Below are 16,037 nucleotides of genomic sequence, written 5' to 3' on the forward strand. Positions count from 1 at the left end.
TTGCCTGGGCCGGGAATCCGGTTTCCGGGCTGCGGATGGCAGACTCGACGGGGTGAGCGACGTGGCCGCATCGTCGGTGGATGGTGAGCTGGAGAGCCTGAGCCTGGTGGAGTTGGCGGTGCGGCGGCTGCGTCGCGAGATCCTCAGCGGCAAGACCGACCCGGGGGAACGGCTCGTCGAGGAGCATCTGACCCGCCGGCTGGGCATCAGCCGGGCGCCGCTGCGCGAGGCGCTACGGCTCCTCGCCGAGCAGGGCCTGGTGGAGCACGTGCCCCGGCGTGGCGTGCGGGTGGCGACCTTGTCCGACCGCGACGTTCAGGAGCTGTACGCGGTGCGCGACCTCCTGGAGCGGCACGCGGTGGAGTCGGCGCTGCCGGTGCGCCGGGACACCGCCCTCGGCGGCCTGCGGGCCGCGGTCGACCAGATGCGGCTGGCCACCACGGTCGGTGACCGGCTGCGGGTCGCCGAGGCGCATCGGCGGTTCCACGTCGAGCTGGTCGGCCTGGCCGGTAACCGGCAGCTCACCGGGGTGTACGAGTCGGTGCTGTTGAAGCTCCAGCTGTACATGGCGATCAACCTGCGGCGGGAGGCGGAGGTGGCGCAGCCGGTCGACGGGGTGCACCGGCACGAGCGGCTGCTGGCCGCGATTGAAGCCGGGGATCCGACCGAGGTGCTCCGGGAGCTGGCCGAGCACGGTGCCCGTACCTATCTGAGCTGAGCAGATCTGACCGGAGCGGGCCGGTGACCGCCTCGGGCCGGGCCGGTCAGTGATCACGTCACACGTTCGTTACCAGGGAAGACTCTTTCGGAAACAGTACGGTCGACAATCGACTGTATCGACGAAGGAGGCGCGATGGCCCTGATCGGTCCGGTCAAGGCGGACCCCTACGCCTGGCCGTACGACGGAACCGTACCGGTCGAGCGGGCCGCACTGCTCTGCATCGACTGGCAGACCGACTTCTGCGGCCCCGGCGGGTACGTCGACGCCATGGGCTACGACATCGGCCTGACCCGGGCCGGCCTGCCGGCCACCGCCCGGCTGCTGGCGCACGCCCGCTCTCTGGGCATGCTGGTGGTGCACACCCGCGAGGGTCACGCCCCCGACCTGTCCGACCTGCCTGCCAACAAGAAGTGGCGGTCGGCCCGGATCGGCGCCGAGATCGGCGGGCCCGGCCCGTGCGGCCGCATCCTGATCAAGGGCGAGCCGGGCTGGGAGATCGTGCCCGAGGTCGCCCCGGTCGACGGAGAGGTGATCGTCGACAAGCCGGGCAAGGGTGCCTTCTACGCCACCAACCTGGACCTGGTGCTGCGTACCCACGGGATCACCCACCTGCTTCTTACCGGGATCACCACCGACGTCTGCGTGCACACGACGATGCGGGAGGCCAACGACCGCGGCTACGAGTGCCTGATCCTCGCCGACTGCACCGGCGCCACCGACCCGGGCAACCACACCGCCGCCCTGAAGATGGTGACCATGCAGGGCGGGGTCTTCGGCGCGGTGGCCACCGCCGACGACGTGATCGCGGCGACCGGGCGGTGAACGGCCCGGTGGCGGAGCAGCAGCCGGTGCAGGTGCCGGCCCGGCCGGCCACGTACACCTTCGAGCCGGCCACCACCGCGTTGCTCGTCATCGACATGCAGCGCGACTTCCTGGAGCCGGGCGGATTCGGCGAGAGCCTCGGCAACGATGTCACACAGTTGCGCCGTACCATCGCTCCGCTGCGCCGGCTGCTCGCCGCCGCCCGCGCGACCGGCCTGACCGTCGTGCACACCCGGGAAGGGCACCTGCCGGACCTGTCCGACTGCCCACCGGCGAAGCTGCGGCGTGGCGCGCCGAGCCGGCGGATCGGCGACCCCGGCCGGTTCGGTCGGATCCTGATCCGTGGCGAGTACGGCCACGACATCATCGACGAGCTCGCGCCGGTCGGCGGCGAGCTGGTGATCGACAAACCGGGCAAGGGCGCCTTCTACGCCACCGAGCTGGACGGCCTGCTGGCCGAGCTGTCGGTCACCAGCCTGCTGGTCACCGGGGTGACCACCGAGGTCTGCGTGCACACCACGGTCCGGGAGGCCAACGACCGCGGCTACGAGTGTCTGGTGTTGGCCGACTGCGTCGGGTCGTACTTCCCCCGGTTCCACTCGGTCGGCCTGGAGATGATCGCCGCGCAGGGCGGCATCTTCGGTTGGGTCGCCGACTCGGCGGACCTCCTCGCCGCCCTCACCCCGGTCACGCCGTGATGGGCGAAGTGAACCGTCCGGACGTGCTCGCCGAGGTCCGGGCGGCCTTCGACAGCTACGAAAAGGCGTTGGTCGACAACGACGTCGCGGCGATCGTCGACTACTTCTGGCCGTCCGAACACATCGTGCGGTTCGGCGTCGCCGACCACCAGTACGGCATCGAGGAGCAGCGCCGGTGGCGGGCGGCGCAGCCGCCGCTGCCGCCCGGTCGGCGGCTGCACGACGTGGTGATCACCACCTTCGGCACCGACTTCGCGGTGGTGACCTGCCGGTTCGACTATCCCGGCGGCACCGTCTCCGGCCGGCAGTCGCAGACCTGGGTACGCTGCGCGGCCGGCTGGCGCATCGTCAGCGCCCACGTCTCCGAGCCGGCCACCACGACGACCGGTGATCCGACGGCGTGAGCCGAACACCAGATACCTGATCCGAGGTCGGAAAGGTATCTGGTGTTCGGCTCGTCGTCAGGCGTGCCTCGTCAGGCGTACGTCTCGAACTCGGCGACCCTCGGCGTGCCGCTCGATCCGGTGATCTCAAAGCTGATCTTGCGGAGTGAGGTCGACGCGAAGGTGATCACGCCGGCTCCGCTGCCGGTCGCCAGGGTCGCGCCGCTGTCGTGGTCGTACAACCGCCACGACCCGATGTTGCCGACCGCGCCCGACGCCTCGCGGATGTGTACCGCGGAGACGGTGGTGTCCGAACCCCACTTGATCGAGATGCGTCCGGTGGAGCCGTTCGGCGACCAGTAGCTGCCCATGTCGCCGTCGCGGACGTCGCCGTAGCTGGTCCCGCTGGCCTTGCTCGAGCCGTCCGAGCCGGCCCCGATGCTGAGGTTCGTTCCGCCCGGCGGGTTGGTCGGGTTCGGCGGGGGAGTGGTCGGGTTCGGCGGCGGGGTGGTCGGGTTCGGGCCCGGGGTGGTCGGGTCCGGACCCGGCGTCTGCGGGCTGCAGCTGCCGTTGGACACCCGGTTGCCCTTGTTGGCGCCGGCCAATTGGCGGACCAGGTTCGGCACGCAGCTCGCCCCGTCCAGGCTGTACGGGTACGGGATGCTGACGCTGGTGTTGGACTGCGGGTTCGGCCCGGCCGGGTTGGTGTCGCCGCTGCGGGACGACCAGGTCACGTTGTCGTAGATGTTGCCGCTGACCTGCCAGTAGCCGGCCTCGCTGGTGTAGAACGTGCCCAGCACGTCCTTCGAGTCCTGGAAGTAGTTGTTGTCCACCTTGGCGCGGCCGCCGGCCCGCGAGTTGATGCCGGACTCGTGCAGGTCGACGTAGTAGTTGTTGTAGATGTGTGAGATGCCGCCGCGCAGCAGCGGGGTACGGGAGTCGATGTTCTCGTACAGGTTGTGGTGGAACGTCACGTAGCCGTTGGACCGGTCGCTCTCGCTGGACCCGATCAGGCCGCCCCGGCCCGAGTTGCGCAAAGTGCTGTACGACAGGGTCACGTACTGCGTGTTGTTCTTCATGTCGAACAGGCCGTCGAAGCCCTCCGACTCGCCGCCGGAGGCCTCCAGCGTGACGTGGTCGACCCAGATGTTGCGGACGTCGGCCTCCATGCCGATGGCGTCCCCGCCGTTGGAGGTCGGCGAGCCCGACTTCTTGACGTTACGGACCGTCACGTTCTGGATGATGATGTTGCGGGCCTCGCGGATGTGGATGCCGATCTGGTCGAAGACCGCTCCGCTGCCGACGCCGATGATTGACACGTTGCTGATCTGCTTGAGCTCGATCACGTCGTCGGCGGTGTTGCAGCTGTCGCCGGAGACCTTGCTGGTGTTGCCGTGGTTGATCGTCCCCTGGACCTCGATGACGATCGGGGTGCTGCTGCTGGCCCGGTTGCACAGGGCCGCGTGCAGGGCGGTACCGGTGCTGACCCGTACGGTCTGTCCGCCCGAGCCGCCGGTGGTGCCGCCGTTCTGGGTAGCGAAGCCGGTGGCGCTGCCGGTCGCCGCCGAGGCCTGCGGGATCGCCAGTGCCAGGCCGACCGTGCCGGCCACGGCCGTAGTGGCCAGCCCGGCGAGGAGTCGCAGTGCGACTGGTCGTCTCATCGTTGTCTCGCCTTCGTCTTGACTGCTGGAATCGGTTCGACTGCTGGAGGTGTCGTGCCGCCCCGGTGAACTGGTGCGGCACGCGGTTGCAGCCCGTGGTCAACCTGCCGGCAGCGCCGGTGTGGCCGTTGCCCGGCCGTCGAGGGACGGCCATCGGCCCGCGACGGCGGCGGCTGGGGCAGGGACGCCTCGACCCAGGTGCGGTGCTCTTGGTGATGTGGACGAGTCAGCGGCTCATCGGGCCCCGTGGACGCGGGGTCGTCAGTGCTGAGGGCGCGAGGTCACCCGGACCGTCCTCACGTCCCCGCCGCCGGCGTGCTGCAGCACACCGTTGCCCGGTGCTTCGGAAAGCGCTTTCCCCTGCGAGAATAGGGTGACGTCTATCAATTTGCAAGATCGTGACCGGATTACGGTGAAATGCCGTTGGACGGGGTGGGTTCCGGACGGCTCAGCCGTCGGTGGAGCGGGCACTGCGGGCGGCGTCGAGTCGCTGGCGGGCCCCGTCCAGCCAGCGCTGACAGGCTGCGGCCAGCTGTTCGCCGCGCTCCCACAGCGCCAGTGACTCCTCCAACGTGGTGCCGCCGGACTCCAGCCGCTCCACCACCGAGGCCAGCTCGGCGCGGGCCTGCTCGTAGCTCAGCGAATCCGCCGCCGGTGGTCCGCTCGCCGGTCCAGCCGCCGCAGCGCCCGTCGGTCCGGTCGCCCCGGCGTTCCTCGGCCCGGTTGCCGTACCGCGGTCAGCTGCCTTCTTCGTGGTCACCTGATGCCTCACTCATTCGGGTCGGGCGGCGACGGCCGGTAGCTCACCGCCGGCCAGCCGCAGCCGGAGCGGGTCGCCGGCTGCGACGTCGTCGGGGGAGCGGACCACCGCGCCGACGGCGTCCTGCACGATCGCGTACCCCCGGTCGAGGGTCGCGGCCGGCGACAGCGCGCGCAGCCGGGCCAGGGTGTGCCCCAGCTCGGCGGTGCCGGCGGACAGCCGGTGCGCCAGACACCGGGTGGCCCGGTCCCGCAGCGCGTCGACCTCGCCGGCCCGCCCGTCCAGCAGCACCTGTGGCCGGGCGAGCACCGGCCGGGACCGGACCATCTCCAGCCGGTGTGTCTCCCGGTCGAGCAGACCGGTCACCGCCCGGTCCAGCCGGTGCCGGGCCAGGGCGATCAGCCGCAGCTCCTCGGCCAGGTCCGGCACCAGCCGTTTGCCGGCGTCGGTCGGCGTGGACGCACGTACGTCGGCGACGTAGTCGAGCAGCGGTGCGTCGGTCTCGTGACCGACGGCGCTGACCACCGGGGTACGGCAGCCGAACACCGCCCGGCACAGCGCCTCGTCGGAGAACGGCAGCAGGTCCTCGACGCTCCCGCCGCCGCGGGCGATGACGATCACGTCGATCGACGGATCCGCGTCGAGTACCGCCAGCGCGTCGATCATCTGCGGCACCGCGCCGGAGCCCTGCACCGCGACGTTGACCACCCGGAAGTCGACCGCCGGCCAGCGTCGGCGGGCGTTGGTCAGCACGTCCCGTTCGGCGGCCGACGCCCGGCCGGTGATCAGCCCGATCCGCTGCGGCAGGAACGGCGGGCGGCGCTTGCGGGCCCGGTCGAACAATCCCTCGGCGGCCAGCAGCTTCTTCAGCTTCTCCAGCCGGGCCAGCAGCTCACCGAGGCCGACCTGGCGGATCTCGTCGGCGCGCAGGCTGAGCGTGCCCCGGGCCGGGTAGAACTCCGGCTTGGCGCGCAGCACCACCCGGGCGCCGTCGGTCAGCTCCGGCGCGCCGAGGTCGAGCACGTCGCGGTTGGTGGTGACGGTCAGGCTGAGATCGGCCGACGGGTCACGCAGGGTCAGGAACACCGTGGTCGCGCCGGGCCGCCGGCTGATCTGCGCGACCTGCCCGTCGACCCACACCCAGCCGAGCCGGCCGATCCAGGCGCTGATCTTCTGGCTGACCACCCGGACCGGCCACGGCTCGTCCGCGCTGCTGCGCGGCGTCGCGTCGGTGTCGGTCACCCGGCAAGGGTACGGGCGGGTGGTGACACCGCCGCCGCTCGCCCCGCCGCTCGGCGAAAGCCGGTCGGCCCCGGTCCGGTCCCGCCGCTCGGCCACGCTGCCGTCGTGGTCGACGGCACGTAGACTCGGCCGGGTGAACGAGCCTGACGCGAAACCGGTCCACCGCAAGCGGGTGCTGCTGGCCAACCCCCGTGGCTACTGTGCCGGCGTCGACCGCGCGGTGCAGACCGTGGAGGAGGCGCTGAAGCTGTACGGTGCCCCGGTCTACGTCCGCAAGCAGATCGTGCACAACAAGCATGTGGTCTCGACCCTGGAGGCCAAGGGCGCGATCTTCGTCGAGGAGAACGAGGAGGTCCCGCACGGCTCGACCGTGGTCTTCTCCGCGCACGGCGTCGCCCCGGAGGTGCACCGGCAGGCCAAGGCCCGGTCGTTGAAGGCGATCGACGCCACCTGCCCGCTGGTGACCAAGGTCCACCAGGAGGCCCGCCGGTACGCCGCGCAGGACTACGACATCCTGCTGATCGGCCACGAGGGCCACGAGGAGGTGGTCGGCACCTCCGGCGAGGCCCCGGCGCACATCCAGCTGGTCGACGGCCCGGACGACGCCGACAAGATCACCGTACGGGACCCGGAGAAGGTGGTCTGGTTGTCGCAGACCACGCTGTCGGTCGACGAGACCATGGAGACGGTCGCCCGCCTCAAGCGACGGCTGCCGATGCTGCAGTCGCCGCCGACCGACGACATCTGCTACGCCACCCAGAACCGCCAGCAGGTGATCAAGCAGATCGGGGCCGACTGCGACGTGGTGCTGGTGGTCGGTTCCCGCAACTCGTCCAACTCGGTGCGGCTGGTCGAGGTGGCGATCGACGCCGGGGCGCGCGCCGGCTACCTGATCGACTTCGCCCACGAGATCGACGACGCCTGGCTGTCCGACGCGACCACCGTCGGGCTGACCTCCGGTGCCAGCGTTCCCGACGAACTGGTGCACCAGGTGGTCGACCACCTCGCCGAACGGGGCTTCACCGACGTCGAGCAGGTCACCACGGTCGAGGAGACGATCACCTTCTCGCTGCCGTCGGAGCTGCGTCGGGACATGAAGGCAGCGGCGGCGGGAACGGACGTCCCGGCCACCGCGTCCTAGCCGGTATGAGAGTCACTCGGATCGGCGTACCCCTGTTGCTGACCTGCCTGGCGCTGCCGGCGTGCGGCACCGGTGAACCCACCACCGAGCCCGACCCGGTGCCGACCGTGACGGTCGCGCCGTCCACGCCGCCGGCAGCCGAATCACCGAGCGGAGGTGCCACGGTGAGCACAGCACCGCAGACCCCTGGACCGCCCGAAGACCTGCCCACCTCGGTGCCGGGGGGCACCCCGGGGCCGGGAAAGTCGACCGGGTCGTCGCGGCCGATGACCCTGACCGGCACCGTCGAGGCCGGGGTGGAGCATGACTGCTACCTGCTCGACGGCTATCTGCTGGTCGGCGGTTCGCGTGACCTGATCCGTCCGGGTGCCCGGCTGAGCGTCACCGGGCACGTCCAGGCCGACCTGATGACCACCTGCCAGCAGGGCACCCCGTTCATGGTGCAGCGGGTCGAGCCCGCCTGACCAGCGGCGCGACCACCGACCCATGGCGCCCGCGCCGAGCGACGACCCCCGTGCCGGCGTCGGTGCCCGTAGGACACAGCGAAGGGCCCACCCCGGGTCGGGGTGGGCCCTTCTACCGTCGTACGGCTTAGCCGACGGTCAGCTCACCGAGCTGACCGAGACCCCGCCGCGGCCGACGACCGCACCCTGGTCGGTGACGACGAGCATCTCACCGAACAGCTCCCGGCCCGCCTCCGGAGTGGCGTCCACCGTGACGCTGCCGCTGAGCGTGGCGCTGGCGCCGTTGGCCAGCTCCGTCGAGCCCGACTCGACCGAGATGGTGCCCAACCCGGTCGAGTAGAACACGTCCAGGTAGTCGTACTCGGTGGTGCCGGCCGGCACCGAGTACCCGTCGACCTCGATGTCGTAGACACCGGGTGCCGGGTTGTTGATCGTGACAGCCTCCTCGGAGTCGCCGTCGGCGGTGTACGCGATCAGCGAACCGCCCTGGTAGACGAACAGGTCCAGGTCGGCACTGAGATCGCTGGTGTTGCCGATCTTCGCGAACAGCTGGGTCGCCCCGGCCGGGACCGTCACCTGGAAGGTCTGCACCTCCAGGTCGGCGATCGTCGGCCGGTCGCTGTTCGCCGAGCCGAGCGAGCCGCCCTGCCCGGAGACCATCACCGGGCCGAAGGTGTTCTCCACCGTCCAGCTGAGCGGGGTGGGCTCACCGAGGGTGACGTCTTCGAGCACCGTGGTGGCCGGGTCGACGGTGACGCCCTGCACCTGGGCGGTCAACTCGAACGGGTTCTGCAGCATCGGCGAGGTCCGCCGCGACTCCACCTCGATCTCCCAGACCCCCGGCAGCGGGTTCTGGTAGTCCCGCTCCTCCGGCTTACAGACGCTCGGGTCGGAGAAGTTGGTGTAGCAGCGCAGACTGCTGGAGCTCTCCAGCGGTACGCCGTACGGGTCGATCGCGATGAACCGGGTCTGCGAACCGTCCGCGATCCCCGACAGGTTGACCTGCAGCGCCGTCGCGCCTTCCGGCACGGTCACGAAGTACGACGTGTACGCGTTACGCGCCACCTTGCCGGAGGTGCTGAACTCGTACTCCGGGCTGGTCATCGCGGTCGATGCCACCACGGTGTTCATGATCTCGAAGTCGACCGTGGCGGTGAACGGGTTGTCCACCCGGAGGATGGCGCTGTGCACGCCGGCGTCCGGGGTGGCCCGCACGTTGAACGTGACGGCCTCGTTCAGCGGCAGCACCACCTGGCCGGGGGCGGCGAAGGTGCCGTCGTTGCCGACCCACTTGAGCTTGTGCAGCAGGTCGACGTCCGGGCCGCTGGTCCGGGTGATGGTGACCGGGTAGGACTTGAACTGGCCCGGCCGGTGACCACCGGCGTCGGCGGCGCACCGGTTGTAGACGCCGGTGCCCTCGTTCGGGGTGGCCAGGTACTCCGAGATCGGGGTGCAGACCGGAGCGGTGACGTCGTAGCCGTTGACCTCGATGCCCTCGCGCAGCAGCTTCCAGGTGTCGGCCACGTGCAGCATGCCGTTGCCCTGCTCGTGGGCGGAGGCACCGTTGATCCAGCGGGCACCGCTGTACAGCGCCCGACGCAGCTGCATCGGGGTGACGTCGAGATCCTTGGCCTTGACGCCCGACATCAGCAGGGCGACCGCGCCGGTGGCCTGCGGGGCGGCCATCGACGTGCCGTTGTACATGGCGTAGCCGGGCGGCAGCGGGTAGCCGGCCTCGGGGACCGGGTCGCCCTCCTCCCAGCCGGCGACGGTGGAGATGGCCGAGCCGGGGGCACTGATGCTCGGCTTGAACCCGCCGTCCTCGGCCGGACCGCGCGACGAGAACGGGAACAGCGAGTTGCGGGTGCGCACCTCGGAGCCGTAGTTGGCCAGCCAGGTGTCCCGGCTCACGCTCGCGGCGACGCTGACCACGCTGGAAGCCACCGACGGGTCACCGATGGTGTTGGTGCCCGGCCCGGAGTTGCCGGCGGAGATGAACATCTGCACGCCGTACACGTCGATCAGGATGTTGTACAGCTCGGCGCGGGCGTTGTTGCCGTCGTTGAGCGCCGGCAGACCACCGATCGACATGTTAATGATGTCGACGCCCCGGTTGATCACCAGGTCGATCATGCCGTCGGTCAACGCGGCGGCGGTGCAGCCGCCGGCGAAGGTGCAGGCCCGCGAGGAGACCAGCTTGGCGCCGGGCGCGGCGCCGTCGAAGTCCTCGTTGCCCAGCATGTCGTTGGCGGCCACGATGCCCGCCACGTGGGTGCCGTGCGACGACGAGATCAGGCCGATGTTGACGTAGTCGATCAGCCCGGGGCCGCCGACCGGAGCGGTGTCGACGTCGGTGCGGAACTCGACGACGAACGGCACCTGCTCGGCGATCGGGGTCGCCGGGTCGTCCGTGCCGAAGTGGCCGATGTCGAAGTTCTCCTGGTACGGGCGCATCACCGGCTCGTCGGTGAAGTCGAAGTCCTGGTCGACGTCGACCCGTACGTCGTTGGTGGCCGGGTCGTACAGCACGCCGAACCGGTCGCTGGTGTCGCCGTCGCGGTTGACGTCACCGTTGGCCGCCCCACCAGCGGTGATCGACTCAGAGAACAGGTTGATCATGTAGTCGCCGGCCGGCGCGGACCAGCTGACCCCGGCGTAGCTGAAGCTCGGGCCGCTCACGCTGGTGAGCATCGGGCGCCAGCTGCCGTCGTTCTCGTACACCGGGTCGATGGGGGTGACCCAGTCGATGACCTTCCGCTCCCCGGTGGTGGTGGTCTGCAGCGCCGGGTGGTCCAGGTCGATCCCGGAGTCCATGATGCCCACGACGACGTTGCGGCCGTCCCAGCGCGGGTGGCTCTTCTTGAACGAGACCGCGCCGGTCTCGCTGGTCGGCATGTAGGGGTTGACCGCTCCGGTGTCCGGCCCCGGGCCGGTCGCCGCGATCGCCACGGAGGAAGCCGCCGCCATGCTCTCCGGTGCCGGGTCCGGCATCGGGATCGTCTCGTTGAGGTCGACCGCCGAGACCCCGGGCAGCTTCGACGCCGCGACGACGTTCTTGACCGGGACGCGGGCCCGGACGTAGCCGACCTCGTCGACCTGGTTGCCGATCACGCCGCCGAGCTTCTTCAGCTCGGCCGCGACCTTCGGCGCCGCGCCCTGCTCGGTGGCGACCAGCAAGGTGACACTCTGCTCGCTCTTCGCCTCCGCCTCGGCGAGCAGGTCGAGATCGTGCGACCCCAACGTATCGGTAGGGGTGTCCTTCAGTACGTCGGCCTTGGTCGACGGGTTGGCGCTCGCGGTGGACGCACCACCCGCCAGCGTCACGGCACCGGCCACCATGACGGATGCCAGGAGCGCGGCAGAGGTTCGCCGTCTCCAGATGCGGGGTTTACTCACGTTCTCTTCCTCCGGAAGAACTGGGCCCTGTGGTGCAGGGCACGTGTGACCGCATCCTTTGTGTTCCGGTGGATCGCTGTCACTACCTAGCCAAGCGTTGTGACCAGCCCGTGACATGCACTTCCCTGAATGGGTGGCGTGGTCGTAGTGAAATGCCTGCAATGAGTAATGTCAATCCGGGGTTTTCCCAGCTCAACTGGTCCACTCGGGACGTGTCCGATGCGCCCGGTCGTCGCCGGTCGACGGCGTTTCCAACTCCGGCGCCTGCACCTGACGCGGTGCCACTTCCACCTGTGGCGGTGACGTCAGATCCGTGCCGGAAACCCCGAGATCGGCGAGTTTGCGCGCACTCACCAGGACCCGCCCTTCCAACGATCCCACCGCCCGGTTGTACGCGGTGACCGCGCCCCCCAACGCGTTACCCAGTTTCGTGACATGCTCGCCCAGCGTGGCCAGCCGCCCGTACAGTTCACGGGCCAGCCCGTGTACCGCCACCGCGTTACGGGCCAGCGCCTCCTGCCGCCACGAGTACGCCACCGTGCGCAGCAGGGCCACCAGCGTCGCCGGAGTGGCCAGCACGATGTCCCGGCTGAACGCGTGTTCCAGCAGAGTCGGATCGCGCTGCAACGCGGCGTCCAGGAACGAATCGGCCGGTACGAACAGCACCACGAACTCCGGCGTCTGATCGAACGCGGACCAGTACTGCTTCGCGGCGAGCGCGTCCACATGGGTCCGCAGCTGCCGGGCGTGGCTGTCCAGGTGCTGATCCCGGCTGCGCTCCTCGCGAGCCTCCATCGCGGACAGATAACCGTCGAACGGTGCCTTGGCGTCGACCACCACGCTGCGCCCGCCGTGCAGCCGTACCACCAGGTCCGGACGGACCGTCTGCTGCTCGGTCCGCGCGGTCACCTGCTCGGCGAAGTCGCAGTGCTCCAGCATCCCGGCCGCCTCGACGATGCGCCGCAGCTGGTGCTCCCCCCACCGGCCCCGCACCTGCGGCGCGCGCAGCGCCGCGACCAGCTGTTTGGTCTCGGTACGCAGCTCAGCGGAGACCCCGCCCATCGCCCGGACCTGCTCACGCAGCTCGGCGTACGCGTCGACCCGGTCGTGCTCCAGCTCGGCCACCCGCTGCTCGTAGCGGCGCAGCGCGTCGTGCAGCGGAGCCACCGCCCGCGCCACCGCCTCCTGCGACTGGGCGGTCGCCTCGTACGACAGCGCCCGCATCGACTGCTCCAACCGACCCTCGCCGTCGCGGGTGGCGCGCAGCGTCGCGTCCAGTCGGGCGATCTCGGCCGCCGACCGGGCCCGGGCGGCCAGCCAGCCGAGCGCCGCGCCGCAACCGAGACAGACGACCACCACCACTACCGTCGCGACATCCACGCCGGAAAGCATGTCAAACAGGTACGCCACCCGCCCGCCGACGCCCGGTCACCGGCCGTCGTTGTGGCTGGTGGTGGATCAGTGCGGCTACCGTCGTAGCCATGGAATTTCTTCTGCTCCTGGTCTTGGTGGCGTTGTTCGCCGGCGGCCTGCTGTGGTGGCGGGGGGAGAGCACCGCCCGCAAGGAGCGGGCGCTGGCCGACGCCCGGGCCGAGGCACAGCGCTGGTACGAGCGCCTCGGCGGCCAGGTGATGAACCTGCACGGCGACCAGCCGGCGGTCCGGCAGTCGCTGCTCGACGCCGGCGAGCGCTACACCGCGGCCGGCTCCCAGCTGGAGCAGGCCCGCAGCGTCAAGCAGTTCGAGCTGGCCCGGGAGACCGCCCTGGAAGGCCTGGCCTACGTCCGGGCGGCCCGGGTGGCGCTCGGCATCGACCCCGGCCCCGAGCTGCCCCCGCTGGCCGCCGCCCGGGGCGCCGGGCAGCTGACCAAGGAACGGGAGGTCGACGTCCAGGGGCAGACCTTCCGGGCCGGGCCCAACCCGGGCCCGCAGACGCCGCACTACTACCCGGGCGGCTACCACCAGGGTCGGCCGGTGCCCGCCGGCTGGTACTCGCAACCGCTGTGGAAGCCGGCGTTGGCCGGGGCGGCCGGCGCGATCGGCGGCATGCTGGTCTTCAGCGCGTTGTTCTCCCCGGCGTTCGGTGACCCCGGTTACGACGCCGGGTACGCCGCCGGTCTGGAGGACGGCGGCGCCGGTGACGAGGACTTCTCCGGCGGGGAGGACTTCTCCGGTGGCGAGGATTTCGGTGGCGGCGACTTCGGCGGTGGGGATTTCGGTGGCGGCGACTTCGGCGGGTTCGGGGATTTCTGACCTTCGGAAGTAGGGCTACCCGGATGGTCCGCCGGTCGGCGACCGGGCAGGCTCGTCGTCGTGGACACCAAGCGACAGATTCAGCGCGGCTGGCTCGCCGGTCTCGGCGCGGCGGCCCTGGCCACCGGGGCGGCGACCGCCGCCGCCCAGTCGTCCGGGCGGTTCCACTGGTGGGCCGGGTTCATCCTGGTACCCGGTGCGTTGATCGCCGCCGCCGGTGGCCCGCTACTGGCCCGCGGTGGCGGCCGGGCCTTCGGTGGTTACGTCATCGCCGGCATCGGCGCGATCGTCTTCACCGTGGGTGCGCTGCTCATGCTGGGGCTGATGGGTGACGGCTGGCCGTTGCTCGTCGTGCTGTCCTGCCTGGCGGTGGCCGGCACCTACCGCTGGCGTCCGGATCATCCGCTCGCCCGAGGGCTGCACCGCACCGTGGCCCTGCTGGCCGTCACCGGCGCCGGGGTCGGCGTCACCCTCGGGCTGATCGTGACCGGTCGGGTCGACTTCGGCGTCACCGGCTGGTGGGGCGGTTTCATGATGCTCGCCGCCGCCGTGGTGTTCGCCAACGCACTTGAACTCGGCCGGCACCGGATGCCGTACCGGCTGCAGGCGGTGACGCTGCTCGTCGGGCCGTCGGTGGTGGCCTTCCTGCTCGGCCTGCGCTTCCTGCGCGGCTGGTGACCGGGCCGACGGCCCGGTCACCAGCCGCGCAGCGCCGGTTAGAGGTTGTAACCGCCGGACACCTCGATGTCCTGTGCGGTGATCCAGCGGCACTCCTCGGACAGCAGCGCCGCGATCACCATGCCGATGTCGTCGGGCTCGCCGATCCGGCCGAGCGCGGTCCGGGCGGCGAGCGCCGGGATCACCTCGGGGTGGCGTTCGAAGGCATCGTCGCCGATCCGGGTACGGGTCGAGCCGGGCGAGACGGAGTTGACCCGGATGCCCCGTGGGCTGAACTCCTTGGCCAGGTAGCGGGTCAGCACGACCAGGCCGCCCTTCATCGTGCCGTACGCCGAGTAGCCGGGTTCCATGCCGGAGAACCTTGCCGAGTTGCTCGTGGTGTTGACGATCGCGCCCCCATCGGCCAGCAGTGGCAGCAGGGTCTGGGTCAGGAAGTACGGTCCCTTGAGCAGCGCCCGCATCAGGGTGTCGAACGCCTCCTCGGTGGTGTCGGCGAACATCGCCAGGTGACCGAATCCGGCGTTGTTGACCAGGAAGTCGAAGCTGTCCCGCTGCCAGGTGTCGCGCAGCGCCGCGACGACCGACTCCCGGAAGGCCGGGAACGTCTCCGAGCGGCCGACGTCCAGCGGCAGTGCGACGGCCGTACCGCCGTCCTTCTCGATCCTGGCCACGGTGTCCAGCGCACCGGACTCGTTGCCCTGGTAGGTACAGACGACGCCGGCTCCCCGCCGGGCGACCTGGATGGCGGCACTCTGTCCGATGCCGGAGCTGGCACCAGTGACGATAGCGACCTGCATGGCTGACCTACCTGTCCGTTCGAGGGGTGGATGATCGAGGGGTGTCGGTCGGCGAAGCCGACAGGACCCGGGCGAGCCAGTCGCTGCGGGTACGGCGGGCCGTGGCCGAGATGGTCGCCTGCGGGTACAGCGCGTCGAATCCGTGACAGCCGCCCGCCCAGACGTGCAGCTCCGCCTGGCCGCCGGCAGCCCAGATCCCGGTCGCGTAGGCGACGTCCTCGTCGCGGAACACCTCGGCGCTGCCGGCGTCGACGTAGGTGGTCGGCAGCCCGGAAAGGTCGTCGGCGACGGCGGGTGAGACGTAGCCGGGCACCTCGCCGTCGGTGCGGTCACCGAGGACCGCTGCCCAGCCGAACTGGTTCATCTCCCGGGTCCAGACCCCCGGGCCGCCGGAGAACTGCCGGCTCGACGTGGTGTCGCAGCGGTGGTCGAGCATCGGGCAGATCAGCACCTGAGCGGCGATCGGCGGGGCCGCGAGGTCGCGGGCGAGCAGCGTGACGCCGGCCGCCAGGCCACCGCCGGCGCTGGCTCCCGCGACCACGATGCGGGCGGGGTCGACGCCCAGTTCGTCGGCGTGCTCGGCGGTCCAGAGCAGCCCGCGGTAGCAGTCGTCGACCAGTGTCATCCCGGTGACCTCCGGCGCCAGCCGGTAGTCCACCGAGACGACCACGGCACCGAACCGGTCAAGCCAGTCGAAGGGGATGTCGAGTTGGGAGAAGCGGTCGCCCATCACCATGCCGCCGCCGTGGATCCAGTAGACGCACGGTGCCGGCGTGACCCGATCGGCTCCGACCGGGGCGAAGATCGACAGCGGGATCGGCGAGCCGTCCGAGGCGGCGATGATGACCTCCCGGTGGTCGACCGCGCGACCGTGCAGGAGGGTGTCGACCGGCGTCGACGGAAGCTGCCGCAGTTGGGTGAGGATTTCGGCGTTGAGCTCGGACATCAGCGGCAGATCGGCGAGCAGGGTACGCAGTTCGGGGTCGAGGTCGGGGCGTACGGGTGCCACGGTGGTTCCTTCC

15 protein-coding genes are annotated in these 16,037 nt (G+C 70.7%); 8 read left to right on the forward strand and 7 right to left on the reverse strand.

Annotated elements, in window-relative coordinates; genetic code table 11:
• Positions 1-52: 52 nt before the first annotated feature.
• The 4 genes from ACN27J_RS27930 to hpxZ all read left to right on the forward strand — a co-directional run bounded on the left by ACN27J_RS27930 (position 53) and on the right by hpxZ (position 2,645).
• The gene (locus ACN27J_RS27930; RefSeq protein WP_421370783.1) at positions 53-718 is read left to right on the forward strand and encodes a GntR family transcriptional regulator; all 666 of its coding nucleotides are present in this window, start codon (positions 53-55) and stop codon (positions 716-718) included.
• 135 nt (positions 719-853) lie between these two features.
• Entirely contained in the window at positions 854-1,543 is a 690-nt protein-coding gene (locus ACN27J_RS27935; protein WP_421370785.1) for a cysteine hydrolase family protein, read from the forward strand.
• Between the two features lie 8 nt (positions 1,544-1,551).
• Positions 1,552-2,241: a cysteine hydrolase family protein gene (locus tag ACN27J_RS27940; RefSeq protein ID WP_421370786.1), complete on the forward strand. Its 690-nt coding sequence runs from the start codon at positions 1,552-1,554 to the stop codon at positions 2,239-2,241.
• A complete protein-coding gene (gene hpxZ, locus ACN27J_RS27945; RefSeq protein WP_421370788.1) occupies positions 2,241-2,645 on the forward strand; it encodes an oxalurate catabolism protein HpxZ in 405 nt (134 codons plus the stop codon). Before ACN27J_RS27940 ends, hpxZ begins: the two co-directional genes overlap by 1 nt.
• 71 nt (positions 2,646-2,716) lie before the next feature.
• Here hpxZ and ACN27J_RS27950 read toward each other — a convergent pair whose 3' ends face one another.
• The 3 genes from ACN27J_RS27950 to xseA form a co-directional block, all read right to left on the reverse strand.
• Entirely contained in the window at positions 2,717-4,285 is a 1,569-nt protein-coding gene (locus tag ACN27J_RS27950) for a pectate lyase family protein (protein WP_421370790.1), read from the reverse strand.
• 448 nt (positions 4,286-4,733) lie between these two features.
• Positions 4,734-4,925: an exodeoxyribonuclease VII small subunit gene (locus ACN27J_RS27955; RefSeq protein WP_123607175.1), complete on the reverse strand. Its 192-nt coding sequence runs from the start codon at positions 4,923-4,925 to the stop codon at positions 4,734-4,736.
• Positions 4,926-5,057: 132 nt separating this feature from the next.
• Positions 5,058-6,287, reverse strand: a complete 1,230-nt coding sequence (gene xseA / locus ACN27J_RS27960; protein WP_421370792.1) for an exodeoxyribonuclease VII large subunit — start codon at positions 6,285-6,287, stop codon at positions 5,058-5,060.
• Between the two features lie 133 nt (positions 6,288-6,420).
• Here xseA and ACN27J_RS27965 point away from each other — a divergent pair, with 133 nt between their 5' ends.
• A complete protein-coding gene (locus ACN27J_RS27965) occupies positions 6,421-7,428 on the forward strand; it encodes a 4-hydroxy-3-methylbut-2-enyl diphosphate reductase (protein ID WP_421370794.1) in 1,008 nt (335 codons plus the stop codon).
• Positions 7,429-7,433: 5 nt separating this feature from the next.
• Positions 7,434-7,892, forward strand: a complete 459-nt coding sequence (locus tag ACN27J_RS27970) for a hypothetical protein (RefSeq protein WP_421370796.1) — start codon at positions 7,434-7,436, stop codon at positions 7,890-7,892.
• A 138-nt stretch (positions 7,893-8,030) separates the two neighbouring features.
• Here ACN27J_RS27970 and ACN27J_RS27975 read toward each other — a convergent pair whose 3' ends face one another.
• A complete protein-coding gene (locus tag ACN27J_RS27975; RefSeq protein ID WP_421370798.1) occupies positions 8,031-11,288 on the reverse strand; it encodes a S8 family serine peptidase in 3,258 nt (1,085 codons plus the stop codon).
• Positions 11,289-11,480: 192 nt separating this feature from the next.
• Complete coding sequence (locus ACN27J_RS27980; protein ID WP_421372541.1) at positions 11,481-12,680, reverse strand: DNA recombination protein RmuC; 1,200 nt, start codon at positions 12,678-12,680, stop codon at positions 11,481-11,483.
• Between the two features lie 89 nt (positions 12,681-12,769).
• Here ACN27J_RS27980 and ACN27J_RS27985 point away from each other — a divergent pair, with 89 nt between their 5' ends.
• The gene (locus ACN27J_RS27985) at positions 12,770-13,540 is read left to right on the forward strand and encodes a hypothetical protein (protein ID WP_278167130.1); all 771 of its coding nucleotides are present in this window, start codon (positions 12,770-12,772) and stop codon (positions 13,538-13,540) included.
• A gap of 60 nt (positions 13,541-13,600) precedes the next feature.
• On the forward strand, positions 13,601-14,218 hold the full coding sequence (locus ACN27J_RS27990; RefSeq protein ID WP_421370800.1) for a hypothetical protein: 618 nt from the start codon (positions 13,601-13,603) through the stop codon (positions 14,216-14,218).
• Between the two features lie 38 nt (positions 14,219-14,256).
• Here the strand turns inward: ACN27J_RS27990 and ACN27J_RS27995 are convergent, their stop codons facing one another.
• Together ACN27J_RS27995 and ACN27J_RS28000 are read right to left on the reverse strand one after the other, a co-directional pair.
• Positions 14,257-15,015: an SDR family NAD(P)-dependent oxidoreductase gene (locus ACN27J_RS27995; RefSeq protein ID WP_421370802.1), complete on the reverse strand. Its 759-nt coding sequence runs from the start codon at positions 15,013-15,015 to the stop codon at positions 14,257-14,259.
• A 7-nt stretch (positions 15,016-15,022) separates the two neighbouring features.
• Entirely contained in the window at positions 15,023-16,024 is a 1,002-nt protein-coding gene (locus ACN27J_RS28000) for an alpha/beta hydrolase (protein WP_421370804.1), read from the reverse strand.
• Between the last annotated feature and the right edge of the window lie 13 nt (positions 16,025-16,037).

Origin of the sequence: Solwaraspora sp. WMMB762, from assembly GCF_049179115.1 — a bacterium.
GTDB lineage: Bacteria > Actinomycetota > Actinomycetes > Mycobacteriales > Micromonosporaceae > Micromonospora_E.